Raw genomic sequence first — 24,396 nt, 5'->3', positions numbered from 1 at the left:
CGACTGCGCATTGATCCGTTACCGTCCGGCGTCTGTCGCGTTGTCAGGGCATGCGGGCCTCGTGCTCCGCAGCAACCCCCCTTCCTTACAAGGAGTTCTGATGTCGCGTATTACGAAGGTTGCCGCTGTGATGGCGGGCACCGGTGCCCTGGTCGCCGGCGGCGCCGGCCTGGCCGTCGCGGACTCGGGTGCGCAGGCGGCGGCCATCGGGTCCCCGGGTGTCGCCTCCGGCAACATCCTCCAGCTCCCGATCCACGTGCCGGTCAACGTCTGCGGCAACACGGTCAACCTGGTCGGCGTGCTGAACCCGGCCTTCGGCAACACCTGCGTCAACGTCTCCGAGGGCCACGACGACAACGGGGACTACGGCTACGGCCACTGATCCCCCGCGCCACAGCGCGACGGCCGGCCCCCTCCTCCCGGAGGGGGCCGGCCGTCGCGCTGTGCGCGCTCAGGCGTAGCGGTAGACCTTGCTGTGGTCGAGGAGCGCGCGGGGGGCCACGTTCCAGGGGGGCATCGGGTCGTCCAGCCCGAAGACGTGGCGGCGCTCCCGGCCGGGCGCGTCGGGCTTGCGGCCCGGGAGATAGGCCGACTTCGGGTGCGCCGTCCGCCAGCGGTCCCAGAGCAGGTCGATGAACGAGTGGTGGAGCCAGAACACCGGGTCCTCGGGGGAGGCCGCCCCGGCCATCGGGCCGCCGACCCACTGGTGGACCCGGTTGTGGTTGCCGACCGCACGTACGCGGTGGATGCCCCAGCCCTCGATGCGGTTGCGGAACCCCTCGGTGCTGATGCTGTTCCAGGGCTCGGTGTCGTAGACCGGGTCCTTCAACGCCCGCGCCACGTCGTCGGCGGTGGGGAGGGAGACCGGGTTGTTGCCGGGCCTGCCGAAGTTGCGGGTGAGCCAGTTCTGGTCGGTGACCCCGCGGCCGACTCGCCAGTTGCCCGCGTCGTAGGCGAACGGGCCGGTGGTGACGCGGCGGTCGCCGGGCCTGCCGTTGCCGCCGAGGAAGTCCTCCGCCCAGAGGGAGGAGGTGGGCGAGCGGTCCTGGGTCCAGTCCCAGTACGGGACGCTCACCCCGGGGTCCACGGCCTGGAGGGCGCGCTCGAACTCCAGCAGATAGCGGCGGTGCCAGGGGAAGAACGAAGGCGTCATATGGGCCGGGCGCGACCGGTTCTCGGTGTCCATGACGTAGTACTCGCGGTGCATGACGACGAAGTCGTCGTAGCGGCCCGACCGCTTGATCCTCAGGATCGCGTCGACGAGGCGCCGCTTCTCGGTGCGCGTCAGGTCGCGCTGGTTCTTGCGGGTGTACACCGGTTCTGGTCCTCCTGGTTCGCTGGTGGTACGACCTGCTGAGTCACTGGTGGTCACTGGTGGTACGGCCTGCTGGTCCGCTGATCGTGCGGCCTGATGGTCCACCGGCGGGGCGACCCGCCGGTCACGGGTGGGACGACCCGGTCCGCCCGTGGTGCGAGGCGGGGAGCCTCAGCCGGGCGGTGCCGAGCTCGTCCACGGCGGCGCGGGCCGTCTCGCGCAGCGTGGGGAACGACTCGTAGTGCGTGACCTCACTCAGATAGGTGCCGTCCGCGCGCCGCATGACGTGCAGCGGGCGGCCGTCGATGCGGATCTCGGTGACCGGTTCGGCGGCCTCCCCCTGTGCGGCGCCCGCGCCACCGGCCGGTACCAGGACGCGTACGCTGCCGCGGATCTCCCGGCCCCGGTACATCTCGGCGAACTCCTCCGTCCCGGCCTCGGCCTGTCCGGGCTGTCCTGGCTGCCCGGGCTGTCCGGGGCCTTTCGCGGGTGCGGCGGCGGTGTCCGGCTCGCGGTCGCGCAGCGGCAGGAGGACCGCGGCGGTGCCCCCGGCCACCGCCGCGGTGAAGGCGGTGCGCAGGACGATCCGGCGGGACGCACCGCGTGCTCCACGCGGTGCGCCGCCCGGGTCCGTGGTTCGGCTCATGGGTGACTGCCTCTCGTTGACTCGTCGACTCGTCCGAGGTGCTGCTGCTCGTGATGGTGGCAACGAGGGGGCGGCGAAACGGTTCTTGTGGGCGCGGTGTTCCTCCCGTTCCGTCAAACGCGTGACCGTACGCGGCCATCCGCGCCGGAGGCCCGCGTCGCACGGGGTGCCGCGGGCGCCGCACCGGACGATGGCCCCGCGAACTCGTGGAGGTGGATGGACATGACCGTTCCGAATCAGGTGTCCGGTGGCCGTGCGGCGCACTGCGACCTCGCCGACCCGGCCTTCTGGCGGCTGCCGCGCCCGGAGAGGCTCGCCGCCTTCGCCCGGCTGCGGGAGCTGGAGGCGCCCGTGCTGTTCACGCCCCGGCCGGGCACCGCCCGTACGTCCGGCAGACCGTTCTACGCCCTGGTGCGCCACGCGGACGTGATGACCGCGAGCCGCACCCCGAAGGTCTTCGCGAGCGCTCCGGGGGCCACCACCCCGGAACCGGCGGGCTGGGCGAAGGCCCTGTTCGGGAACTCGATGGTCAACATGGACGGGCCCGAGCACGCGGCGCTGCGCCGGATCATCTCCCGGCGCTTCACGCCGAGGCTGCTGGCCGCCACCGAGGAGAACATCGGCCGGCTGGCCGGGCGGCTGGTGGAGGAGATGATCGCGGAGCGCGCCGGCGACTTCATGCCGTCGGCGGCCTCGCGGCTGCCGCTGGAGGTGATCTGCGACCTGATGGGCATTCCGGCGCTTCACCGGCCGCGGATCGCGGAGCAGATCGACCACGCGTCGGAACATGTCGGTGTCGAGCGCCGGGGCCGGGCCAGGCTGCGGATTCCGGGGCGCGGGACGGCGTCCCTGGCCCGGATGCAGTTCGTGATGGCCCGCCTGGCGCACGAGCGCCGCCGCCGTCCGCAGGACGACCTCGTCTCGGCCCTGGTCCGGGCGGACATCGACGGCGAGGGGCTGTCGTCGCGGGAGCTCGGCGCCTTCTTCTCGCTGCTGCTCGTGGCCGGGGTGGAGACCACCCGGAACGCGATCGCGCACGGGCTGTCCCTGCTGGACCGCCATCCGGAGCAGCGGGAGCTCCTCCGGTCGGACTTCGACCGGTACATCGGCGGTGCCGTCGAGGAAATCGTCCGCCATTCGACGCCCATCATCCAGTTCCGCAGGACCGTCGTATCGGAATACGAACTGGGCGGCCGTCTCTTTCTTCCCGGGGAGAAAGTCGCCCTGCTCTACGCGTCCGCCAATCGCGATGAATCGGTTTTCACCCGTCCGGATCTCTTCGACATCACCCGGTCGCCGAATCCGCACCTGGGTTACGGGGGCGGCGGCCCGCACCACTGCCTCGGCGCCCATCTGGCCAGGCTCGAAATGACGGCCCTGTTCCGGGAACTGCTCACCCGACGCCCCGTCATCCGGCAGACCGGAGATCCACTGCTGGTCGATTCGAATTTCGACAACCGGGTCGGTTCCCTGCCGTTCACCCTCGGCCACACCATCACCTGAACGGCCCGTTCGCAACGCCGAAAAGGATAAATGGACCGCGTCTGTTCGCGTGCGGTGCAGGATGATGAAACTCTCTTCCCATCGGGCCGAACCGGCCGGAATTCATTGCAGCCAGGAGGAGTCATGCCGGCCAAGCGCCGACTCATCGCCACATGCATCGCCGCGGCTGTCCTCAGTCTCCTGGCCGGCGCCGGTATCGCGGGCCAGGGGAGTCCGGGCGCCGATTCCATGGACGGTGCCGCCCCGGGGCCGCAGAGCAGCAGGGGCGGCGGCACCACCGCCCACGGCGCCTATCTGGACTACGGTCCGGCCGGGGTACGGAGGATGGACCAGCTCTCCCGCTGGCTGGGCGGCGCGGAGCTGCGGGTGGGGCACACCTACCTGCCGGGCGACCTGTGGGTGAACATCGAGGGCACCCCCGACTTCCTGGATTCCTGGGCCGACTGGCGCAGGGCGGACGAGAGGCGGATGTTCGTCCTCAACGTCCCCATGCTGGAGCGGAACGAGGGGCGCGTCCCGGACGCCGAGGTCCGCCGCCTGCTGCGGTCGGGGGCGATGGGCGACTTCGACCACCACTTCACCAGGCTGGCGGAGCGCCTGGTGGCGCTGGGTCTGCCGGACACGGTGATCGTGCTCGGCTGGGAGATGAACGGCACCACGTACACCCACCGCTGCGGGCCCGATCCGGCGTCCTGGCAGACGTACTGGCAGCGGATCGTGAAGGCGATGCGCGATGTGCCCGGCCAGGAGTTCCGTTTCGACTTCACGCCCAGCCGGGGCCTGGACGCGGTGCCGTGGACCGCGTGCTACCCGGGTGACGACGTCGTCGACATCATCGGCATGGACTCCTACGACCAGCCTCGGGGCGGGTCCTTCGACGACCAGGTCGACGAGCCGTACGGGCTCCAGGCGCACGTCGACTTCGCGGCGGAGCGCGGCAAGCCCATCTCGTTCCCGGAGTGGGGGCTGTTCCACAACGGGGACAACCCCGAGTACATGCGGCGGATGCTCGACTGGATCGACCGGCACCAGCCGCTGTACCAGACGATCACGGACTACTGCCCGCACGGGGTGTGGCAGTGCAGGAGCAATCCCCGCTCCTCGCGGGTGTACCGGACGAAGCTCGCCGAGATGGCCGCACCGGTGAGGCCCGCGCCGAGCCCGCCGCCCGCCCCGAGCCCGCCGCCGCCCCCGGTGCCGACCCCGTCGGCTCCGACCCCGCCCCCGGCACCGACCGTTCCCCCGGTCGTCCAGCCGTCGCCGTCCCCGTCGGCGCCGCCCGCGCCCACCGCTCCCGAGCCGCCCGCCACCCGCCAGTGGTGCATCACGGTGCCGTTCGGGGACTGGCTGGGCCAGTGGCTGGGAGAGCGCGAGATCTGCGTCCGCTACTGACCGCGCGCATGGAAACGGCTCCGGCTCTCCTCTCGGGAGCCGGAGCCGTCCACCCACACGGGTCCAGCGCGGGGGCAGGGGGACGAGCGGCCGCTCGTCACTCCCCCAACGGGGACACGGCCCGGCGCGTCACGCCGCCGAACGGGCGAAAGCCGGTGCTGCGGCAGGCGGCCGGGAAGCGGTCCCGGGGCACACCCGGGAAGCGGCCCGGCAGGCGGCGGCCTGGCAGCGGTCCGGCGCACCGCCGGAACGAACGGTCCGGTGGGCGGCCGGGAAGCGGTCCGGTGCGTACTCGGGGGTGACGCGCGACCATGGAAACCTAGAGATGGTGGTGAGGTGCATGGCGTCCGCCGACGAGGGCCCCCCGGCGCGGCCCGGCCCGCTGCCCTCCGCGGACCCGCGGGGCCCCGTGCGGCTGAGCGACGACGCGGTGGCGGTGGTCGCCGGGGACGGCACGGTCATCGGCTGGACCCTCGGGGCTCAGGCCCTGCTCGGGTACACGGCCGCCGAGATGGTCGGCCGGTCCGCCGCCCTGCTGCTGGCCGGGTCCCCCGACCCCCGGCGTACGGCCGCGGTGGCCGCCCGCAGCCGCGCCGGGTCGGGGTGGAGCGGGCAGATCGCCCTGCGCGGCCGGGACGCGCGGGAGATCGACGTCGATGTACGGGTCTCCGCCTCGTTCCTGATCGCCGGGCGCGAGAGCTTCCTGCTCTCCGGGCGGGAGCACACCCCGCACTGGACGGTGGACGGATCGGTGCTGGAGGGGTTCCTGACCCGGTCGCCGGTCGGCATGGCGGTGATGGACCCGGAGCTGCGCTACCTCTGGCTCAACGACACCCTGGAGCGGTTCGGCGGGGTGCCCCGGGAACAGCGGCTGGGGCGGCGGCCCGCGGACGTGCTGCCCGGACTGCTCGCGGCGCCCATCGAGCGGCTGATGCGGCAGGTCCTGGCGACCGGTGTACCGGTCACCGACTACGAGTACCTGGGCTGGAGCTGGGCCGACCCGAACCGCAGACGGGCCTATTCCAGCTCGTTCTTCCCGCTGGCGGACGCCGAGGAGAACCGGATCGGCATCGGCTACATGGTGCTGGACGTGACCGACCGGTGGAACGCGCGCAGGCTGCTGGCGCTCGTGAACGAGGCGGGGGCCAGCATCGGCTCCACCCTGGACGTGCAGCGCACGGCCCAGGAACTGGCCGATTTCGCGGTGCCCCGGTTCGCCGACTTCGTCTTCGTCGACCTGCTGGAGACCCCGCTGGGCCGGGAGCGGCCGGGCGTCCCGCTGCTCGGTACGGAGGTGCGGGGCGGAAAACCGCGGATGATCCGCATGGGGATGAGCTCGGTGCGCGAGGGATGTCCGGAGGCGGTCGTACGGGTCGGGGAGAGCGTCGACTTCGTACCGCCGCCGCACGACGCGCACTTCCTGCTCGACGGTGACCCGGTCCTCCTGCCGCTGCTCGACCCGGACAGCCACGGGTGGACCGTGGAGCAGCCCGCGCGGGCCGCCCGCATCCGTGAGTTCGGGCTGCACTCGCTCATCTCCGTACCGATGCGGGCGCGGGACACCGTCCTCGGGCTCACCACGTTCATGCGGTCGCAGAACCCGGTCCCGTTCGACGAGGACGATGTGGCACCGGCCCGGGAGCTGGTGGCCCGGGCGGCGGTGTGCGTGGACAACGCCCGCCGCTACACCCGGGAGCACACGGCGGCGCTGGTGCTCCAGGAAAGCCTGCTGCCGCACACGCTGCGCGGCGGGACGGCGCTGGACGTGGCCTCCTCGTACCTCCCGGCAGACGCGAAGGACGGGGTCGGGGGCGACTGGTTCGATGTGATCCCGCTGTCCGGGGCGCGGGTCGGCCTGGTCATCGGTGATGTGGTGGGCCATGGGATCAGCGCCGCCGCGACGATGGGTCGGCTGCGCACCGCCGTGCAGACGCTGGCCGACATGGACCTCGCGCCGGACGAGCTGCTGGCCCGGCTGGACGATCTCGTGCTGCGGCTGAGCGAGGAGGAGACGGCGGGCGGGAAGGCCGACCGGGGCGGCGCGACGGTGCTGGGCGCCACCTGCCTCTACGCCGTCTACGATCCGGCGAGCCGGTGCTGCACGATGGCCCGGGCCGGGCACCCGCCGCCGGTCGTCGTCACCCCGGACGGCGCGGTCAGCTTCCCCGACCTCCCCTCCGGTCCGCCGCTGGGCCTCGGCGGTCTCCCCTTCGAGGCCCTGGAGGTCGAGCTGCCCGAGGGGAGCCTGCTCGGGCTCTACACCGACGGCCTCATCGAGGGCACCGACAAGGACGTCGAGCAGGGCATGGCCCGGCTGGGGCGGGCCGTATCGCGGGAGGGGCTGCCGCTGGACGAGCTGTGCTCGGCAGTGGTCAAGGAGCTGCTGCCCGTTCCGCAGCCGGACGACATCGCCCTCCTGCTCGCCCGGACCCACGCGCTGAGCCCGGACCGGCTGGCCTCCTGGGACGTGCCCCTGGACCCGGCGGCCGTCGGCGTGACCCGGAACCAGGTGGCGCGCCGACTGGAGGCGTGGGGGCTGGACGAGCTGACGATGACGACCGAGCTGATCGTCAGCGAGCTGGTGACCAACGCGATCCGGTACGCGTCCGGCCCCGTACGGCTGCGGCTGCTGCTCCAGTCCGTGCTGACCTGCGAGGTGTCCGACGCCAGCAGCACCACCCCGAGGCTGCGGCACGCCCGTACGACGGACGAGGGAGGGCGCGGCCTGTTCCTCGTCGCCCAGCTGGCCCGGCGCTGGGGCACCCGGTACACGCACCGGGGGAAGATCATCTGGGCGGAGCAGAATCTGCCGACGCCGGGGCCGGGGCCGGTGTCTCCGCCCGGTCCTCCGTCCGACTCCCCGTCCGGGGCTGTTCCCGGGGCTCCTCCCGGGACTCCCCCTCCCGGTTGAGCAGCCGGGTCAGCGCGCCGCCCGCCCGGATCAGCTCGTCCCAGGTGCCTTCCTCCACGATGCGTCCCCCCTCCAGGACCGCGATGCGGTCGGCCCTGCGGACGGTGGCGGGGCGGTGGGCGATGATCAGTGTCGTACGGGTCTCGGAGCCGGCCGCGAGCGCCTGCGCGAGCTCCGCGTCGCCCCGGTGGTCCAGGTGGGCCGTCGTCTCGTCCAGGACGAGCACCCGGGGGCGGCCGAGCAGCCCCCGGGCCAGGGCGACCCGGGCCCGCTGGCCTCCGGAGAGGGTCGCGCCGCGTTCGCCGACCGGGGTGTCCAGCCCGTGGGGCAGGGCGTCGGTGACGGGGGTGAGGCCGCACAGGCGGACGACGGCGGCGAGCTCCCGGTCGGTGGCGGCGGGAGCCGCGAGGCGGAGGTTCTCGGCCAGGGTCCCGTGGAAGAGCGGGGCCTCCTGGCCGACCACGCACACGGCGGCCCGCAGATCCTCCTCCGCGAGATCCCGCAGGTCGACGGGGCGGGCCGGGCCCTCCGGAAGCAGCTCGACCGTTCCCTCCTGCGGGTCCCAGTAGCGGGCCACGAGGTGGGCGCAGCTCGACTTGCCCGCCCCCGAGGCGCCGACGAGGGCCACCGTCTCACCCGGCCGTACAGTCAGGTCGAAGCCGTCCAGGACGGGGTCGGCCCCGTACCCGAACCGTACGCCGCGCAGCCGCAGGCCGAGCGGGCCCGCCGGGGCGGGCAGCGGGGCGGCGGGGGCGGGGGCCCCGGCCGGGGCGTCGAGGGCCGCGCGGACCCGGGCGGCGGCGGCGCGCAGGGTGCCCGCCCGGCCCAGCGCGGCCGCCGATTCGGCCACCGGGGCCAGGGCGCCGAGGGCGAGGGCCATCGCCGCCGGGGCCCAGGCGCCGTCGAGCCGCCCGCCGCTCGCCGCGTGGGCGGCTGCCGCGACCACCCCGATGACGGCGGCGACGACGAGCAGGTCACGGGCCGCGCCCGCCCCCGTCTCCCAGGACTGTTCGGCGCGCTGGGCACGGGCCAGCCGCCGGCCGCCGGACCGCAGCCGGGCCCGCGTACGGTCCAGGGCGCCCGCCGCCAGCAGCTCGCGGAGGCCGTCGACGGTCTCCACGCTCTGCGCGGAGAGTTCGGCGAGAGCGGCCCGGGTCCGCGCCCCGCGCACGGCCCGGCCCCGCGCCTCCAGGAGGGGTGACCACAGGAGCAGCAGGGCGGCGGGCACGACGGCGAGGAGCAGCCAGGGGCCGAGGACGCCCAGGACGGCGGCGGCCACCGCGAAGACGAGGCCCGAGGCGAGGAGCTGGGCGATGGCGTGGGCGTAGAAGAACTCCAGCGCCTCCACGTCGGCGAGCGCGGTCGAGGCGAGGTCACCGCTGCGGCGCCCCGCGATCCGGGCGGGGGCGGAACGGGCGAGCCCGTCGAAGACCCGGACCCGGAGCACGGCCAGGACCCGGTAGGCGAGGTCGTGCGAGAGGTCCATCTCCCGCCAGGTCGCGAGCGCCCGGAGCAGGACGAGCCCGATGAGGACGGCGACGGTCCCGGCCGACGGGGGCCGGTGCGCGATCACCGCCGTCCCCACGGTGTGCGCGGCGAGCGTGACCAGGGCGACGAGGGCCGCCTGATCGACGAGGGCGGCCAGGCAGGTGCGCAGGACGGTGAGGCGGTGGGCGCCGAGGACGGGAAGGAGGGAGCGGAGGGCGCCGGTGTGGTGGGGGGCGGGGGCGGGGGTGTTCTCGGGTGCGGACGTCCGGGGAGAGGCCGGTGCCACCGGTACCGGAACGGGCTCGGGCCCACGCGCGGACAAGAGCGGACGGTTCTGGGCGGGGGCGGCCTCCGGGGAGGCAGCACGGTGCCGGTCGGGGGCGGGGGCGGGGCCGCTTGCGGGCGCATGCGTACGGTCCCGGGCGGGGCGGACCTCCGGCAGGGCCGGGCGGTGGCGGTCGGGGGCGGGCTCGGCCTCCGCCGAAGCCGTACGGTCCCGGACGGGGCCGGGGTCGGGCGGGGTCGTACCGTCCCCGGCGAGGCCGAGGCCGGGCGGTGTCCTGCCGTCCCCGCCGGGGTCGAGGTCGGACGGGGTCGTACGGGCCCCGGTGGGCTCGGGCGGTGTCATGCGGCGGGCTCCTCATGGGCGGTGCGGCCTGCCGCGACGAGCGCGGCGTAGACGCCGCCGCCCGCGAGCAGTCCGCTGTGGTCGCCGGACGCCTCGACCCGGCCGCCGTCGAGGACGACGATGTGGTCGGCGTGGCGTACGGCGTCGAGCCGGTGGGCGACGACGAGGCAGGTGCGTCCCCGGCTCGCCGCCGTCAGCTCCCGTACGATCCGTGCCTCGCCGCGCTCGTCCACCGCGCTCGTGGCCTCGTCCAGGATCAGGACGGGGGCGTCGGCGAGGAGGGCGCGGGCGAGGGCGAGCCGTTGGCGCTGGCCGCCGGAGAGCGTGGCGCCGCGTTCGCCGACGAGGGTGGCGTACCCCTGCGGGAACGCGGTGATCTCCTGGTCGATGCCCGCCGCCCGGGCGGCGGCGCGCAGGTGGGCGTCGGTGGCGGCGGGGCGGGCGATGCGCAGGTTCTCGGCGATCGTGGCGTGGAAGAGGTACGTCTCCTGCGAGACGACGGCGATGCCCCGGCGCAGCGAGGCGAGCGTGTACGCGGCGGTCTCGGTCCCCGCGATCGTGACGCGGCCGGTGTCGGGGTCGCGCCCGCGCAGCAGGAGGCTCAGCAGGGTCGACTTCCCGGCGCCGGAGGGGCCGACGATCGCGGTGGTGCGCCCGGCGGGTGCGGTGAAGGTGACGCCGTCCAGGGCCGGGCGATCCGCCCCGGGGTGGGTGAAGTGCACGTCCTCGAAGCGGACTTCGGGGGCGGTGTCCCAGTGGGCGAGCGCACTCCCCCGGTCGGCGACGGCGGGTTCGGCGGTGCGCAGGGCGGCGATGCCGTCGGCGGCCGAGACCCCGAGATAGCCCGCGTGCCATTCGCGGGAGAGATCGCGGACGGGGCGGAAGCACTCGGAGGCGAGCAGGAGCAGGAGGTACGTCCCGGTGGTGGCGGTGCGTCCGGTGGCCGCCGAGGAGCACGCCACCAGGACGGCGGCCACGGTGCCGCCCTGGACGGCGAGGTCGGTGAGGCCGGTGTCGACCAGGGAGACCCGGAGCTTGGCGACGGTCGCGCGGTGGAGCGCCGCCGAACGCCTCTCCAGCCGTTCCCGTACGCGGCCCACCGCCCCGGCGGCGCGCAGGGTGGCCATGCCCTGGAGAGCTTCCAGGTAGTCGGCGGCGAGGGCTTCGTAGGAGTCCCAGTGCTCCTTGCCGCGCCGGTCGAGCAGCCGGTCCCACCAGCGCGGTCCGAAGATCGCGAGCAGCAGGGCGAGGCCCAGGACAAGGGCCGCGTACGGCTCGACGAGCGCGACGGCGACGAGCAGCAGGGGCGGGGCGGCGCAGGTGATGAGGGCCTGGGGGAGGTAGCGGGAGACGTACGCGTCCACCCCTTCGACGCCGTCGACGAGCGTGGCGCGTACGGCTCCGGCCCGCGCGCCGGTGACAGCGGTGGGCCCGAGTTCGCCGAGGCGGCTCAGCAGGGTGTCGCGGAGCCGGATGCGGACGGCGGCCCCGGCGCTGACGGCGGTCAGGCGCTGGGCGCGGCCGAGCGCGGCGCGGACGAGGACGACGGCGAGCACGGAGAGGAGGAGCGGTGCGAGGTCGGCTGTGTCGCCGTGGGCGATCCGGGAGAGGACGACCGCGAGCAGGACGGCCTGGGCGAGATGGGTGAGGGTGACCAGGGCGAGCAGCGCGGTGGCCAGGCCGAGGGGGCGGCGGGCGGTCCGGGCGGCGCGCAGGAGTTCGGGGTGGAGCATCATGGGCGTTCTTCCTTGCCCGGCGGGGCCGGTGGGGCCTGGCGGTGGTCCGGTCGTGCGGAGGGGGTGGGGGCAGCTGTGGTGCGTGAGGTCGGCGTGGGTGGTCCGGCGAGGGCCAGGCCGTGGACGATCCAGTCGTGTCCGGGGGTCTCGCCGAGCGCGGCGCCGAGGTCGGCCTGCTGCCAGGAGCCGATGGGGCGCGAGCGGAGCCCGAGCGCGGTGGCGTGGGCCTGGGCGGCACCGGCCGCGTAACCGGCGGCGAGGTGGCTGCCGCGGATCACGGCCGGTGGGGCGTCGGCGGGGCAGCCGTGGGCGACCAGTACCGCACCGGCCGTGGCGATCCACCGCTGGCCCGCCGCCCAGCGGGCGAGGGTGGGGCGCGCGTCGCCGGAGGCGAGGGTACCGGCCGCCGTGAGGAGCCCCGGGGTGTCGCCGCCGACCGCCGCGGCCCAGGCGGGACCGTCCGGCCGGGCTTCCCCGGCGGTGGCCAGGACCCGGGCGAGCAGGTCCGGGGCGGGCGGGTGGGTCAGGTCGGAGGGGGGCGCGCTCCTTCGCGTACGGAGGTCGTCGTCCGTCAGGGGAACGGGACGGCGGGCCGGGTACCAGGTGCCATCGGCCCGGCCGGGTGCCGCCGCCAGGTGGTCCAACAGATGGCGTACGGAGGCGAGTTCGCGCAGGTTTCGTACGGAGGCGGGTTCACGCAGACGGCGTACGGGGGCGGGTTCGCGGGGCGGGGCGGTCTCGGCGCCCGGTCGCGGAACCGGGGCGGCTCCGGGCGGTTGGGCGGCCCAGGCGGCCAGCGGGCGACAGGGAGTGACGGGTGTCCCTTCGGGCACCAACCAGGCTGCGGCGAGCGGGAGTTCGGGCTCGGCACCCGGCCACTCGTGCCGCCACTCGGCGGCTCGGGGCAGTCCCGCCGCGGCCGCGAGCCCGGCGCCGTCCGCGTCGAGGCAGACCCTCACTTCACCCGGGGCGGCGGCGAGCGCGAGGGCGGCTGCGGCATGGCCCGCGTCCAGGAGGAGCAGCGGCCAGGCGCGGTGTCCGTAGTGCGCGACCGTACGGGTGGCGGTCACCGTGAGGACGACCACGGCACCCGGGGGCGCGTCGGCGGGCGCCGGTCCACGGCGGTGGGCGCGGTGGGCGCGGGGGTCGTACGCGTACCGCCCGGGCGGCAACGGACAGCCGGGGCCGAGGAGAAGGTGCGCCCGTACGGGGTGGAGGGCACCGGCGGAGGGGACGGGCCGCAGCCGGTCGCCCGCCTTCCGGGGCGCGGCGAGGGAGAGCCGCAGGGCACGGTCCAGGTCCACCGCTCCCCCGGCCCCTTCCAGGGGCAGCCCCGGGCCGCCCCAGGGGAAGGCGCGCTCCGGCACATACGGAACCGTGCGCGGCACGCGGGGTGATCGGGCAGCGGCGAGAGCGCGGGCCGGGAGGCCGGAAGCCGACGGAGGAGCCTGGGTCATACGGGCGCGCTCCTTCACATGTGCGGCGGCGGTGCGAGGGTGAAGTCCGCCGGTCCGGTGGGGGGTTGGGTGCGCCAGCCCCGTTCGAGCGCGGCTTCGGCGAAGCGCGGGCAGCCGAAGTAGGCGAAGGCGGCGGGGGCGTTGGGGATGAGGCCGGAGACCAGGACGCGGGCGACGCGCAGGGAGGTCTCGGCGATGTCCTCGGTCGTCAGGTCCACGGTGATCACGCGGTGGCCCCCGGCGGCGAGCGCCGCGTCGAGGGCGGACCGGCTGCCGGGGGCGGCCTCGGTGACGGGGACGACACCGGCGGCCGGTTCGGTGAAGCGGCGGGCCAGCGGTGCCATCCGGTCGTCGAGCCAGACCTGCACATGGGCGCCGAGGTCCCGCACGGCCGCGAACTGCGGTCCGCAGTCGTCGAGATAGCGCCGGTCGGCCCGGTGGTCCAGGTAGAGGCCCCGGGCGAAGAGACCGGCCTCGACGGAGCGGTGGACCCAGCCGTCGGCGTCCACCGCGCCCTGGGTGAACACCCAGGTGTGCACGGCCTCCAGGACCGCCTTGCGGGCCGCCTCCGCCGGGTCGTAGCGGCAGGCGAACCCGGCGGCATGGATGCCGCGCCGGGAGTCGTGGACCAGGGCGGCCATGCAGGGGGCGAACTCGGAGGGCATCTCCACGATGTGGACGTCGAGTTCGGCTCCGGCCAGGTCCTCGGTGAGGCCGGGAACGCTCGCCGGGTCGATGCCCCGGGTGGGGCCGTCCAGGTGCCACCAGAGCTCCAGGGCGTCGCGCTCCACGACTTCGAGCAGCCCCCGCTCCACGGCGTCGTCGAAGCCCTGGCCGGTGGCTATGCCCGCGTAGTTGAGGTGGTGGGTGCGCGGCAGCGAACGCAGTTCGCCCTGGCGCCAGTTGAGGTGGGTGAGGGATACGGGAGCCCAGCAGGGCTCCCCGTTCTCGGTGCCCGGTGTCCACAGGGCCGGGGTGTCGGGAGCGAGTCCGGTGTACGGGAAGCGGGGGCGCTCGTGCTGCCAGGAGGCGTACGAGGGCAGCGCCCCGGGCCCGTACAACCGCAGTCCCTCGGCCTCCAGTTCGGCGGCCGTGGCGTGCCGGGGTGCGCCCGGGTGGCCCGGCGGGGGGACGCGGTTGCCGCAGTAGCGCTCCACGGCCTCGGCGACGGCGGCGATCCAGGCGCCCGCGGGGTCGCCGAAGGTGGTGCCGAGCGAGACCCGGTCGGCGGGCCAGGCGCCGAGGCGGCGGGCGTCGGCGACCTCGGCGGTCATCGCGGTGTAGCGGGGCGGCGCCCCGGCGGGGTGCTCGACGGGGGCGACTCCTCGGATCACCCCGCAGACGGGGTCGACCAGGGCTTCGATGGGCAGGGGGCTGGTCAACGGCATATCTCCGGTACGGGCTCGACGTAGCGACGCCGGGCGACGGCGGTCAGGTGCAGGGCGCCGCCGCGGGCCGTGACGGCGCGGCGGGACGGGGCGAGGCGGGTGGCGGTCACCGGGTTCTCCCCGGTGTGCGGGTTGCGGGCGTGGGCGGGGAAGTGGTGTCCGGCGATCTCCGTGCGCAGCCGGGTTCCGGCGGGCAGGCGGCGGCCCAGGGTGCCGAGCGGCACGGTGATCTCCGCGGCCTCCCCCGGCGGGCCGGAACGCCGGACGATGCCGAACGCGAGGGGCTCCGCGCGGCCGGCCGGGTCGAGCGCGGTGAGGCGGACGGCCCAGTCGGCGGCGGGAGTGTCGGCGGTGGCGTGGAACCGGGCGGTGGCGGGTCCGGCCAGGTCGAGCGGGCGGGGCAGGGGCGGGGAGAGGAGGAGGCAGCGGTCGGCGGGGGTGCCGTCGGCCGGGGCCGGGACGGTCAGGTCGTCGGAGCGGACCGGACGGGCCGGGTCGGCGGTGAACTCCCCGCCGTGCAGCAGCCGCAGACCGTTGGGGGCGTCGAAGGCCCAGGTGGCGGTCCGGGCCGAAGCGCCCTCCGCCCGGCGGGTGCCGTCCGCCTGGACGCGGTGCCAACGGCCGCTGCCACCCAGGGTGATGACCCCGCGCCGCTCGGGCTCCAGGCGTCCGGCGAGGGCGGCGCGGGCCCACCGTACGTACAGCGCACCCAGGTTGACACGATCGGGCGGGAGCAGCGGCCGGTCGGCGGTGAGGCGGTGGCCCCACGGGCCGAGCAGCAGACGGGCGGGGCCGCCCCAGCCGCGCCAGAGCGCCACGGTGTCCTCGGCGAAGGGGTCGCGGGTGCCGCCGACGGCGAGGAGCGGCAGGCGGGCGGCGGAGCCCCGCAGAACGGTCCGGCCGCGTCGGCAGTCGTCCCAGAGGCCGGGCCAGGAGGGCAGTTCACGGCCCAGGCGGTCGGCCAGCCGGGTGACCGGGAGGTGCTCCAGGAGTCCGGGGTCGTCGGCGAGGGCACGGTCCAGCGCGTCCGGCGCGGAGTCGGGGCGGTCGCCGTGCGCGGCCCACCAGCCGGCCCGGGCCCACAGCCGTTCGGGCCCTGCCGGTTCCCGTGCGGTCTCGGCGAGGCCGAGGGCGGGGACGGCGGCGATGACGGCGTCCGGCCGACCGTCGCCGGGGGCGCCGAGCGCGGTGACGAGGGCGCAGTGGGCAGCGTAGGAGGAGCCGACGGCGACGACCCGGCCGACGCTCCACGCCTGCGCGCGCACCCAGGCGACGGTCGCGGCGCCATCGCCCTCCTCGTGGTCCAGGTAGGGGTGCCAGAGGCCGGGTGAGCCGTGCCGTCCGCGTACGTCCTGGGCCAGGGCGGCGAACCCGTGGGCCGCCCAGCCGCGCAGCTCGGCGCGGTGGGCGGTGCGGCCGTAGGGGGTCCGGATCACCACGGCGGGATGGGGGCCCGGCGTGTCCGGGAGGCAGAGGTCGGTGGCGAGCGGGGTGCCGTCGGGGGCGGGGATGCGCACGGTGGCGGGGCTCGCTGGCGTACCGGCCCGGAGGGCGGTGTTCATGCCTCGGGCCGTGTGGTGGGTGGGTGCGGGGTGCGCGGATGCGTCCGGGGCACCGGTCGCACCGCGCCCATCTGCTCGCCGGGCGGTGCTCGTGCCGTCGGGCGTACGCTCGGCGGTGGTCACGCGCTTGCCGTCAAGGGGAACGGTGGTGACGCGCTCACCGTCACGAGGAGCAGCCGTAACGCGCTCACCCTCGCGGGAAGCGGCGGTGACGCGCTCGTCCTCGCGCGGAGCGGCGTTCATGCCTTCGCCCGGGTTACGGGGAGGGGCAGCGGGGCGACCTCCGGTACGGGGAGGACGGGGTGTTCGGTGACGGTCAGGTCGCGCAGGTCGACCCGGCGCAGTCGGCGGCGGGCGGGGAGGGCGGTGGCGCCCCGGGGCGGTTCGCCGTTCGCCCAGGCGATCAGGTCGGCGGTGAGCAGCGCGGCGATCAGGGCGGCGGATGCCTCGGTGGGGTGCGGGCCGGTGTCGGGGGTGCGGTGGCCGGCCCAGTAGGCGGCGAGTTCGCGGTGGGCGGCGGTCGCCGCGAGTCTGCGGAGGCGTACGTGGGCGGAGGTGATGTCGCCCGGGGCCGAGGCGAGGGGTTCGATCCAGGTGTGGGCGCCTTCGCGGTGGCAGCGCAGCCAGGCGGTGTGCCGTGCGGGCAACCGGTCGGCGGCGGTCCACAGCCCTTCGGGGACGGGCGAGTCGAGGCACCAGACCACGGCGGTGTTCCGCTTCCCCGCGAGCCGGGCCACGTCATCGGCGGTGGCGGGGTGGACCTCGGCTCCTTCCGCCGCGGCGGACCGGGACAGCGGTCCGGTGAGCACGGGGTCGCCCAGGAGGTGGACCGCCCGCCCGGTGAGCGGCGGGCGGCGGGGACCGGTCACCGCGTGTCCGGCCTCCTCGAACGCCGCTATCAGACGGTCGAGTTCATCGGAGTGCGGCCGCTCCCCCTCCCCCGCTGTCAGCCGGTCCACCAGTTCCCCGGGGTCGGCGCGGCCGGTGTCGATCCGCAGGAACTCCCCTTCGGAGGTGCGGAGTACGGGCCGGTCACCGGGGACGGTGACGATCCCGGCGCCGGGGGCGAGTCGGCTGCGGTTCACAGGGGCCTCCGAGGGGCTCGGTACGGGAGGGGTCGTGCGGTGCGAACGGGACGGGCCCGCCCGGGGGTTCACCCGGACGGGCCCGCCGCGCGAGGAGCGGGAGCCTGCCTCAGCGGCAGGTGCCGCTTACTTCTCGTCCGCGGTGTCGGCCTCGACGGCGTCGTCGAAGGGGTTCTCGACGAGGGCGTTCGAGTGGGTGGCGGAGAGGTGGGCGAGCTGGCCCTGGTCGGCGATCGGGCTGAACACCTTGTTGTGCTCCATGAGTTGAAGCCTCCATTCGGATCGGATGGGTGGGTGCGGCGCCGTTCGGTGCCGCACTACAGACACTAATGAATATGATTTTCATTCCGCAAGAGCTGGAGCGGGTCGAGAGGGTGATCTGGGTAACAGACGGGCCAGCCGCCCTCGGCGTCGGCCCCCACCCGCCCCCGTACGCCGAGGACTTCGGCGAGCAGCCGCTCGGTGACCACCTCCCCGGGAGGCCCGTCGGCGGCGATGCGGCCCTCGCGCAGCGCGACGATCCGGTCGGCGAACCGCGCCGCGTGGTTGAGGTCGTGGAGCACCATCACCACCGTGAGCCGCCGCTCGGCGCGCAGCCGTACGACGGTCTGGAGCACCTCCAGCTGGTGCCGCAGATCGAGATAGGTGGTGGGCTCGTCCAGGAAGAGGAGCGGGGCGTCCTGCGCCAACGCCATCGCGAGGCGCACCCGTTGGCGCTCACCGCCCGACAGCGCGTCCACCGGGCGGTCCGCCCAGCCGGTGACGCCGACGTCCGCGAGCGCCCGGGCCACCACCTCGTCGTCGCCGTCCCGCAGCATCCCGAGCGGGCCCCGGGTGGCGTACCGGCCCTGCCGCACCAACTGCCGTACGGTCAGGGCCGGTACGGCGGGCGCCGACTGGTGGAGCAGCGCGACGCGGCGGGCGGCGGCGCGTCTGGGCAGGCGGGCCGCGTCGTCCCCGTCGAGCAGCACCCGGCCCCCGCTCGGCGCGAGCAGTCCGGCGGCGAGCTTGAGGAAGGTGCTCTTGCCGCAGCCGTTCAGTCCGATGAGGGCGACGAGTTCGCCCGCGCCGATGCTCAGGTCGATGCCGCGCAGCACCTCGCGCCCCGGATAGCCGAAGCCGAGCCGTTCCGCCCGGACCGCGGCGGGTGCTCCTGCGGTCCGGGCGCTCCCGTCCGGTGGAGCCGCCGTACCGCTCCTCCCGTCCGTCGTGGTGTCTCCCGTACGTGCGGCCATGTCCGGCCCCCTCTCTGTCATCGTTCGTCCGCCCTTCGCCGCGCCACGACGAGCAGCAGCCCCGCCCCGACGAAGGTGGTGAGCGCCCCGACCGGCAGGGTCAGCCGGTCGGCGTCGAGCGCCGTGGCCAGCAGCCGGGAGAGCAGTTGGGCCGCCGCGTCCGCCCCGCAGACCACCGCGGCGCCCAGCAGCGCGGCGCCGGGCAGGGTGATGCGCAGGTCGGCGCCGAAGACGGCCAGCGCCAGATGCGGCACCAGCAGGCCGACGAACCCCAGGGCACCCACGGCCGAGACCGCACCAGCCGTCAGGGCCACCGCGCACACGAGCGCGGCGGCGCGGCCCCGTCCCGGGTCCAGACCGGCGGCGGACGCCTGTTCGTCACCGCAGCGCAGCAGGGTCAGCGGCGCGGCCAGCAGCCAGGCGGCGGCTCCCCACACCGCCGCCCATGGCCACAGCAGGTGCCAGTGCTGCCAGACCCGCCCCTCGGTGGAGCCGATCAACCACTGGACGACGCTGCCGAGTTCGCCCGGGGCCACCAGGAGGACGACGGCGGTGAGACCGGCGAGGACCGCCGAGACCAGCACTCCGTAGACGGCGGTCTGCTCCGGGTCGCCCTTCTCCCGCCCCGCGAGCAGCCACAGCAGACCGGCGCCCGCGAACCCGCCGAGGCAGGCCGCCACGACGACCGCTGCCGGGGAGTCCCAGCCGGCCAGGCCGAGGCCGGTGGCGGCGACCGCACCGAGGACCGCGCCGGGGGTGACCCCGGTGACCTCGGGCCCGGCCAGCGGATTGCGCAGGGCCGACTGGAGTACGAGCCCGGCGACGCCCAGGCTCGCCCCGGCGACCAGTGCCACCAGCAGCCGGGGCAGCCGGAGTTGGAGGACGATGTGTTCGGCCATGGGATCGCCGCCGCCGAGGAGGACGGCCCGTACGCCGTCGCCCGTGACCCCCCGCCCGGCGAACAGGTCCGCGCAGGCGACGGCACACACGAGCACCCCCAGGGCACCCAGCCGGACGGCCGGGGAGCTGTGCCACGCCCGCCGGGCCGGTCCGGGCGCGGTCTCCAGGACGCTCATCGCTCCGCCTTCCGCAGGAGGGGCACGGACGCGTCCGCTGCACGGCCCCCGGCACCCCGGCCGTCCGGACCGCCCTGGACCGGCAGGTCGCCCCGGACCGGCCCCCGGCCCGCCGCGAGCCGCCGCCCCCGCTTCAGCAGCACCACCCCGACCGGCACCCCGACCAGGGCCGTCCACGCGCCGACGGGCGTCTCGACCGGTGCGAGCGCCAGCCGTGCGGGCTGGTCCGCGCAGAGCACCACGACCGCCCCGCACAGCGCGGACCGGACGAGCCAGCCCGCCGCCCCGCCGTCCGGCTTCAGCCGCCGGGCGAGGTGGGGCGCGAGGAAGCCGACCCAGGCCACCGGGCCGCAGACCGCCACCACGGGGGCGATCAGCACGACCGCGATGCCCAGCGCGGCGACCCGCGCGCGTTCGACGCGTACGCCGAGCGCGCGGGCGTCGTCGTCACCGAGCCGCAGCACGCCGAGCACCGGTACACAGAGCACGAGCGCCGGTACGGCGACGGCCAGCCAGGGCAGCAGCCCGGTGACGTCGTCCCAGGTCCGGGCGGAGAGACTGCCCAGCAGATAGCGGTAGATGAGCTGGAGGTCGAGCTGGTCGGCCATCACCATGAGCACCAGCAGTCCGGCCTGGAGCGCGGCGGCGACGGCGGCTCCGGTCAGCAGCACGGACGACGGGCTGCGCCCGAACCCGGCGGCGACGAGGGTGAGCAGCCCGCCGAACGCGGCCCCGGCCAGGGCCAGGAAGGGCTGGAGCCCGAGCGGTACGGAGAGGGCGAGCACCAGCGGTGCCGCCACGCCCAGCGCGGCCCCGGAGGAGACGCCGAGCATCTCCGGAACGGCGAGCGGATTGCGCAGCGCCTCCTGGAGCACCAGTCCGGCGGCGCCCAGGCAGGCACCGGCGACCAGCGCCAACACCATGCGGGGAAGCCGCAGTTCGGTGACGACGAGCCCGGCGAGGCCGTCGGACCCCAGGGTGGCGAGGAGCCGGGCGGGCGGGACGTACGGCGTACCGAGGCTGAGGGCGCACACCGCGCTCACCACCGCCGCCACCGTCAGACAGACCGGCACCACGGGCAACCGCCGTGGCACGGCACGGCGGTTGAGCACGCCGCCCTCCGCCGTACGACCGTTGAGCGAGCCGCTCTTCGCCGTACGGCTGTCAACCGCGCAGCCCTCCGCCGTACCGTCAACCGCGTCGCCATCCACCGTAAGGCCGTCGGCCTGGCCGCCTTTCGCCACAAGGCTGCTGACCGCAAGGCCGTTGCCTATCAGGTCGTTGGCCGTACGGCCGGTCGCCGCGCCGCCGTCCACCGTACGATCACCGACCGCGCCGCTGTCCACCACACGGCCGTCGTCCCCGCCGCCTTTCACCGTGCGGCCGGTCACCGCAGCGCGGCCGTCGCCTCGTCGAGGACGAGGCCCAGGGAGCGGGTGCCGCGGCCCTTGGCCCAGACCTCGGAGTCGACCTCGATGACCTTGCCGTTCTTCACCGCCGGAATCCGCGACCAGAGCGGGTTCTTGGCGAGCTTGTCGGAGAGCTTGCCGTCCGGTGCGCCGAAGGAAAGCGTCTCCACGAACAGGACGTCGACGTCCCGGGCGAGGATCTCCTCCAGGCTGTACGAGCCGTCGATGCCCCTGCTCTTCCAGGGGTAGTGGGAGATCTTCGGGAAGAGTCCGGCCGCCACATCGGTCTCCGGGGTGGCCACGCCGAAGTTCTCGTCGCTGCCGAAGATGATGAGCGATGTCTTGTCGCTCCTGGCCCCCTCCGCCTCGGCCAGCCGGGCGCGGAACGTCTTCTCGGCCTTCTCGCCCTCCTCCGTGCGCCCGGTGAGCGCGGCCAGATCCCGCAGGTAGCCGACACTGTCCTGCCAGGAACCGGGCTGTACGGGCCAGAAGGTGGTGGCGCCCTTCAGCGCGGGGGCGAGCTTGCCGTGGGTGTCCGCCAGGCCGATCACCAGGTCGGGGCGGTGGGAGAGGATCGCCTCGACCTCGGGGCTGAGGAAGCCCCCGGGCACGACGGGGACCTTCGCCGCCTTCTCCTTGCCCAGGAACTCGGGGTGCGCGAGCACCGCGGAGTTGGTGGCGGTGGGGGTCAGGCCCAGCTCGACGAGGATGTCGTCGCAGAGGGCGACCAGGCAGACGATCTTCTGCGGGGGCTTCTTCAGGGAGACCGTGACGCCCTTGGCGTCGGTGATCCGGGTGGCGGCCTCGATGGGCCGCACCTCGGTGCTCGTACGGGGTCCGGCCGCCGGTTCGACCGCCTCGGACCCGGTGTCGGAGGAGCCGGTGCCGCAGCCGGCCAGCAGCCCTCCCAGTACGGCGATCGCGGCCCAGCGGCGGACTCTCAGTGCGGTGCGTGGCATCGGCTGTCCCTCACGTTCTGTGCGCTCCCGGGGGGAAGCAGGTGTGACGGCGGGGCCCCGGGAGCCGTCCCCACCACAGACCGGAACCTTACACATGATTATCATTTCCAATAAAGTGGCCGGGGTCGCCCACCGCGCAGCCCGGCCCCACCGACCAGCCCCAGGAGAACGCCGTGCCCCACCCTTCCCAGCCGCCGCCCCGCCTGCTGGTCGCCGACCAAGTCGCCGGACGCATCAGCCTGTTGGACCTCCCGGACGGTGGCGAGGTGGCGGCGCTCGACCACCGGCACCTCGCCGAGCACGCGGGGTTCCTCGCGCTCCCGGACGGCCTGGTGGCCTGCGTGGACGACCGGGCGGGCGAGCTGCTGCTCCTCGATCCGTACGGTCCCGACGCGGGCCGCCCCCTGGTCCGGCGGCGGATACCGGTCGCCGTGCCCGCCGAACACCTGGCGGCCGCACCGGGCGGGCGGCGCCTCGCGGTGACCACCGGGCTCGGCCGCAACGAGGAGCCCTGGACCGGACTCCTGACCGCCGTCGACCTCGAAGCACCGGACGGGGCCGTCGCCGTACGCGTACGGGGGCGCGTCGGCGAGCCGGGCGTCACGGTCACCGGCGGGCCGTCGCCGCTCGTGGTGCTGCGCCACCGGGAGCCCGGCGAACTCCTGGTCCACCGGCACGAGGACCTGATGGCCGCACCCCCTTCGTGCCCGCCGCTGGAGCCCGTCCAGCGCGTCGGACTGCCGGACGCGGACGGGCACGGGGATGCCTACGACCCGGTCACCGGGCGGGTGTTCGCCGCCGCGGGCTCGGGCGTGCACCGCGTCCGGCACGACGGCGAGGGGGTCGCGCCGGAGGCCCCCCTCCCCTGGGCCGCCGACGGACGGGCGGGAGGCCGGGGCTACTACCTGCGGCTCGACCCCGTACGGCGCACCCTCTGGTCCTGCGTACGCGGCGGGCCGTCCGCGCCGGGGCGGTGGCCGGAGTGGACCAACGACGCCTGGTGGCACCGGCTCGACACGGGCGCCACGGGGAGGCTGGAGCTGGGCCCCGGGCTGGTGTTCCGGCTCGCGGTGACCGCCCGCCACATCGCGTACACCCGCGTCCACCCGGACGGCGACGAGCTGATCCTGCTCGCCGCGCCCACCGCCCCCGGCGCCCGGCCGCACATCGCCGCCCGCCTCCCGCTGCCCGCGATGGCCGGTGCACCCCGGCGCGGCGGCACACCCTGGGACGGCGTGCAGCGGCGGGCGGTCGCCGCCTCCCCCGGCGCCGGCCTGGTCGCGGTCAGCCGGGGCGGCCACGGCGAGGTCCACCTCTTCAACGCCGACCGGGCGGCACCGGTCACCACCCTCACCCTCCCCACCCCGCTCGACGACGGCGGCCATCTGGCGCTCATCACCCCGGACGACGGGGCGCACGGGGACCCGGTGGGGAGGTGACCGGCCACTCCCCGTATCACAACTTGGAAACGACTCCCATTTTCATATACGGTCGGCGCCACCGACCGGCCCCCACCTCCAGGAGAGACCCATGGCAGTCCCGAAGCGGAAGATGTCCCGCAGCAACACCCGCCACCGCCGCGCCCAGTGGAAGGCCACGACGCCGCAGCTCGTCGCGGTGACGATCGAGGGCACCGTCCACCAGGTGCCGCAGCGGCTGGTAAAGGCGTACGAGCGCGGCCTGCTGCGACCGGAGAGCTGAACCCGCTCACCGAGAAACAAGGGGCGGGTGGTGGCGCGGCTCGATCGCCGCGCCACCACCCGCCCTTCACGCACTCAGGCCCGCGTCACCAGGAGGACTTGGTCACTCCGGGCAGGAACCCCGCGTGCGCCTGCTCGCGCATCCGGACCCGGGAGAGGCCGAAGGTGCGCAGGTACCCCCGGGGCCTGCCGTCCACACTGTCCCGGTTGCGCACCCGCGTGGCGCTGGCATCGCGCGGCTGGCGCCGCAACTCCGCCACAGCGGCGGCACGTTCGGCCTCCGGGGTGCCGGGGCGGCGGAGGATCTCCTTCAGTTCGGCCCGGCGGGCGGCGTACCGCTCGACGGTCGCCTTGCGCTTCTCGTTCTGCGCGATCTTGCTCTTCTTCGCCATCAGACCTTCCCTCCCCGGGCGCGGATGCGCGCGACGGCGGCCTCGATGCCGATCACGTCGATCGTCTTGATCGCCCGGGCGCTGAGGGTCAGCCGCACATGGCGGCCCTCACCGGGGAGCCAGTACCGCTTGCGCTGGACGTTCGGGTCGAACCGGCGTGACGTACGGCGGTGCGAGTGGGAGATGGCGTTGCCGAATCCCGGCCGTGAGCCGGTCAGTTGGCAGTGGGCGGACATGGACGTTACCTGCCTCTCATGCGATGCGCTCGATGCATCCATTATTGAAAATGGAAACCATTGCCATATAGTAGCGCCCATGGCTCGCAACGACGTACGCCCGGTCATCAAGCTCCGCTCCACCGCGGGGACCGGCTACACCTATGTCACCCGCAAGAACCGCCGTAACGATCCCGACCGCATGGTGCTGCGCAAGTACGACCCGGTCGCCCGTCGGCATGTCGACTTCCGCGAGGAGCGCTGAGGCCCCGGCCCCTCGCCCCGCCCTCACCACGGCA

20 protein-coding genes and 1 pseudogene are annotated in these 24,396 nt (G+C 75.0%); 7 read left to right on the top strand and 14 right to left on the bottom strand.

What is annotated here, in order from left to right; genetic code table 11:
- Positions 1–100 precede the first annotated feature (100 nt).
- A complete protein-coding gene (locus B7C62_34105; protein ARF76763.1) occupies positions 101–382 on the top strand; it encodes a hypothetical protein in 282 nt (93 codons plus the stop codon).
- Positions 383–451: 69 nt separating this feature from the next.
- Here the strand turns inward: B7C62_34105 and B7C62_34100 are convergent, their stop codons facing one another.
- Positions 452–1,315 (bottom strand): tyrosinase, encoded by an 864-nt coding sequence (locus tag B7C62_34100; GenBank protein ID ARF76762.1) that lies wholly within the window; start codon positions 1,313–1,315, stop codon positions 452–454.
- Positions 1,316–1,439: 124 nt separating this feature from the next.
- Complete coding sequence (locus tag B7C62_34095; protein ID ARF76761.1) at positions 1,440–1,961, bottom strand: tyrosinase; 522 nt, start codon at positions 1,959–1,961, stop codon at positions 1,440–1,442.
- Between the two features lie 222 nt (positions 1,962–2,183).
- On the opposite strand from B7C62_34095, the gene B7C62_34090 reads away from it, so the two are divergent.
- The 3 genes from B7C62_34090 to B7C62_34080 all read left to right on the top strand — a co-directional run bounded on the left by B7C62_34090 (position 2,184) and on the right by B7C62_34080 (position 7,767).
- Positions 2,184–3,464 carry a cytochrome gene (locus B7C62_34090; GenBank protein ID ARF77506.1) on the top strand — a complete coding sequence of 427 codons (1,281 nt, stop codon included), beginning with the start codon at positions 2,184–2,186 and terminating at the stop codon, positions 3,462–3,464.
- Between the two features lie 123 nt (positions 3,465–3,587).
- On the top strand, positions 3,588–4,856 hold the full coding sequence (locus B7C62_34085) for a glycosyl hydrolase family 26 (GenBank protein ID ARF76760.1): 1,269 nt from the start codon (positions 3,588–3,590) through the stop codon (positions 4,854–4,856).
- A gap of 340 nt (positions 4,857–5,196) precedes the next feature.
- Complete coding sequence (locus B7C62_34080; GenBank protein ARF76759.1) at positions 5,197–7,767, top strand: protein phosphatase; 2,571 nt, start codon at positions 5,197–5,199, stop codon at positions 7,765–7,767.
- Here the strand turns inward: B7C62_34080 and B7C62_34075 are convergent.
- The 10 genes and pseudogenes from B7C62_34075 to B7C62_34030 form a co-directional block, all read right to left on the bottom strand.
- Positions 7,757–9,541: pseudogene (locus B7C62_34075) on the bottom strand (multidrug ABC transporter ATP-binding protein). The gene B7C62_34080 and the pseudogene B7C62_34075 overlap by 11 nt on opposite strands.
- A gap of 338 nt (positions 9,542–9,879) precedes the next feature.
- Positions 9,880–11,619 carry a cytochrome bd biosynthesis ABC transporter ATP-binding protein gene (locus tag B7C62_34070; protein ARF76758.1) on the bottom strand — a complete coding sequence of 580 codons (1,740 nt, stop codon included), beginning with the start codon at positions 11,617–11,619 and terminating at the stop codon, positions 9,880–9,882.
- Positions 11,616–13,076 carry a nitroreductase gene (locus tag B7C62_34065; protein ID ARF76757.1) on the bottom strand — a complete coding sequence of 487 codons (1,461 nt, stop codon included), beginning with the start codon at positions 13,074–13,076 and terminating at the stop codon, positions 11,616–11,618. Before B7C62_34065 ends, B7C62_34070 begins: the two co-directional genes overlap by 4 nt.
- A gap of 14 nt (positions 13,077–13,090) precedes the next feature.
- Positions 13,091–14,464, bottom strand: coding sequence for a hypothetical protein (locus B7C62_34060; GenBank protein ID ARF76756.1), 1,374 nt, complete (start codon positions 14,462–14,464; stop codon positions 13,091–13,093).
- Positions 14,455–16,026, bottom strand: a complete 1,572-nt coding sequence (locus B7C62_34055; protein ID ARF76755.1) for a peptidase S15 — start codon at positions 16,024–16,026, stop codon at positions 14,455–14,457. Before B7C62_34055 ends, B7C62_34060 begins: the two co-directional genes overlap by 10 nt.
- A gap of 239 nt (positions 16,027–16,265) precedes the next feature.
- Positions 16,266–17,111 (bottom strand): hypothetical protein, encoded by an 846-nt coding sequence (locus B7C62_34050; GenBank protein ID ARF76754.1) that lies wholly within the window; start codon positions 17,109–17,111, stop codon positions 16,266–16,268.
- Positions 17,112–17,437: 326 nt separating this feature from the next.
- Entirely contained in the window at positions 17,438–18,346 is a 909-nt protein-coding gene (locus B7C62_34045; GenBank protein ID ARF76753.1) for an iron ABC transporter ATP-binding protein, read from the bottom strand.
- A 17-nt stretch (positions 18,347–18,363) separates the two neighbouring features.
- The gene (locus B7C62_34040; protein ID ARF76752.1) at positions 18,364–19,422 is read right to left on the bottom strand and encodes an iron ABC transporter; all 1,059 of its coding nucleotides are present in this window, start codon (positions 19,420–19,422) and stop codon (positions 18,364–18,366) included.
- Positions 19,419–20,498, bottom strand: coding sequence for an iron ABC transporter (locus tag B7C62_34035; protein ID ARF77505.1), 1,080 nt, complete (start codon positions 20,496–20,498; stop codon positions 19,419–19,421). The genes B7C62_34040 and B7C62_34035 overlap by 4 nt, the downstream gene beginning before the upstream one ends.
- A gap of 311 nt (positions 20,499–20,809) precedes the next feature.
- Positions 20,810–21,790 carry an iron ABC transporter substrate-binding protein gene (locus tag B7C62_34030; protein ARF76751.1) on the bottom strand — a complete coding sequence of 327 codons (981 nt, stop codon included), beginning with the start codon at positions 21,788–21,790 and terminating at the stop codon, positions 20,810–20,812.
- Positions 21,791–21,963: 173 nt separating this feature from the next.
- Here B7C62_34030 and B7C62_34025 point away from each other — a divergent pair, with 173 nt between their 5' ends.
- Together B7C62_34025 and B7C62_34020 are read left to right on the top strand one after the other, a co-directional pair.
- Complete coding sequence (locus B7C62_34025) at positions 21,964–23,229, top strand: hypothetical protein (GenBank protein ID ARF76750.1); 1,266 nt, start codon at positions 21,964–21,966, stop codon at positions 23,227–23,229.
- Positions 23,230–23,320: 91 nt separating this feature from the next.
- Positions 23,321–23,491, top strand: a complete 171-nt coding sequence (locus tag B7C62_34020; protein ARF76749.1) for a 50S ribosomal protein L32 — start codon at positions 23,321–23,323, stop codon at positions 23,489–23,491.
- An 85-nt stretch (positions 23,492–23,576) separates the two neighbouring features.
- Here the strand turns inward: B7C62_34020 and B7C62_34015 are convergent, their stop codons facing one another.
- The gene (locus B7C62_34015) at positions 23,577–23,882 is read right to left on the bottom strand and encodes a 30S ribosomal protein S14 (protein ARF76748.1); all 306 of its coding nucleotides are present in this window, start codon (positions 23,880–23,882) and stop codon (positions 23,577–23,579) included.
- Positions 23,882–24,118, bottom strand: coding sequence for a 50S ribosomal protein L28 (locus tag B7C62_34010; protein ARF76747.1), 237 nt, complete (start codon positions 24,116–24,118; stop codon positions 23,882–23,884). Before B7C62_34010 ends, B7C62_34015 begins: the two co-directional genes overlap by 1 nt.
- A gap of 79 nt (positions 24,119–24,197) precedes the next feature.
- Between B7C62_34010 and B7C62_34005 the strand changes: the two genes are divergently transcribed.
- On the top strand, positions 24,198–24,362 hold the full coding sequence (locus B7C62_34005) for a 50S ribosomal protein L33 (protein ID ARF76746.1): 165 nt from the start codon (positions 24,198–24,200) through the stop codon (positions 24,360–24,362).
- Positions 24,363–24,396: the final 34 nt, after the last annotated feature.

The organism is Kitasatospora albolonga, assembly GCA_002082585.1.
Classification (GTDB): domain Bacteria; phylum Actinomycetota; class Actinomycetes; order Streptomycetales; family Streptomycetaceae; genus Streptomyces; species Streptomyces stephensoniae.
This window is presented reverse-complemented; position numbering and strand designations above follow the sequence as displayed.

Coding starts and splice junctions, on each gene's coding strand:
- B7C62_34040 (ARF76752.1), bottom strand. CDS start 19,422: ATGAGCGTCCTGGAGACCGCGCCCGGACCGGCCCGGCGGGCGTGGCAC.
- B7C62_34065 (ARF76757.1), bottom strand. CDS start 13,076: ATGACCCAGGCTCCTCCGTCGGCTTCCGGCCTCCCGGCCCGCGCTCTC.
- B7C62_34095 (ARF76761.1), bottom strand. CDS start 1,961: ATGAGCCGAACCACGGACCCGGGCGGCGCACCGCGTGGAGCACGCGGT.
- B7C62_34010 (ARF76747.1), bottom strand. CDS start 24,118: ATGTCCGCCCACTGCCAACTGACCGGCTCACGGCCGGGATTCGGCAAC.
- B7C62_34030 (ARF76751.1), bottom strand. CDS start 21,790: ATGCCACGCACCGCACTGAGAGTCCGCCGCTGGGCCGCGATCGCCGTA.
- B7C62_34020 (ARF76749.1), top strand. CDS start 23,321: ATGGCAGTCCCGAAGCGGAAGATGTCCCGCAGCAACACCCGCCACCGC.
- B7C62_34070 (ARF76758.1), bottom strand. CDS start 11,619: ATGATGCTCCACCCCGAACTCCTGCGCGCCGCCCGGACCGCCCGCCGC.
- B7C62_34090 (ARF77506.1), top strand. CDS start 2,184: ATGACCGTTCCGAATCAGGTGTCCGGTGGCCGTGCGGCGCACTGCGAC.
- B7C62_34105 (ARF76763.1), top strand. CDS start 101: ATGTCGCGTATTACGAAGGTTGCCGCTGTGATGGCGGGCACCGGTGCC.
- B7C62_34055 (ARF76755.1), bottom strand. CDS start 16,026: ATGAACACCGCCCTCCGGGCCGGTACGCCAGCGAGCCCCGCCACCGTG.
- B7C62_34005 (ARF76746.1), top strand. CDS start 24,198: ATGGCTCGCAACGACGTACGCCCGGTCATCAAGCTCCGCTCCACCGCG.
- B7C62_34015 (ARF76748.1), bottom strand. CDS start 23,882: ATGGCGAAGAAGAGCAAGATCGCGCAGAACGAGAAGCGCAAGGCGACC.
- B7C62_34085 (ARF76760.1), top strand. CDS start 3,588: ATGCCGGCCAAGCGCCGACTCATCGCCACATGCATCGCCGCGGCTGTC.
- B7C62_34080 (ARF76759.1), top strand. CDS start 5,197: ATGGCGTCCGCCGACGAGGGCCCCCCGGCGCGGCCCGGCCCGCTGCCC.
- B7C62_34045 (ARF76753.1), bottom strand. CDS start 18,346: ATGGCCGCACGTACGGGAGACACCACGACGGACGGGAGGAGCGGTACG.
- B7C62_34060 (ARF76756.1), bottom strand. CDS start 14,464: ATGCCGTTGACCAGCCCCCTGCCCATCGAAGCCCTGGTCGACCCCGTC.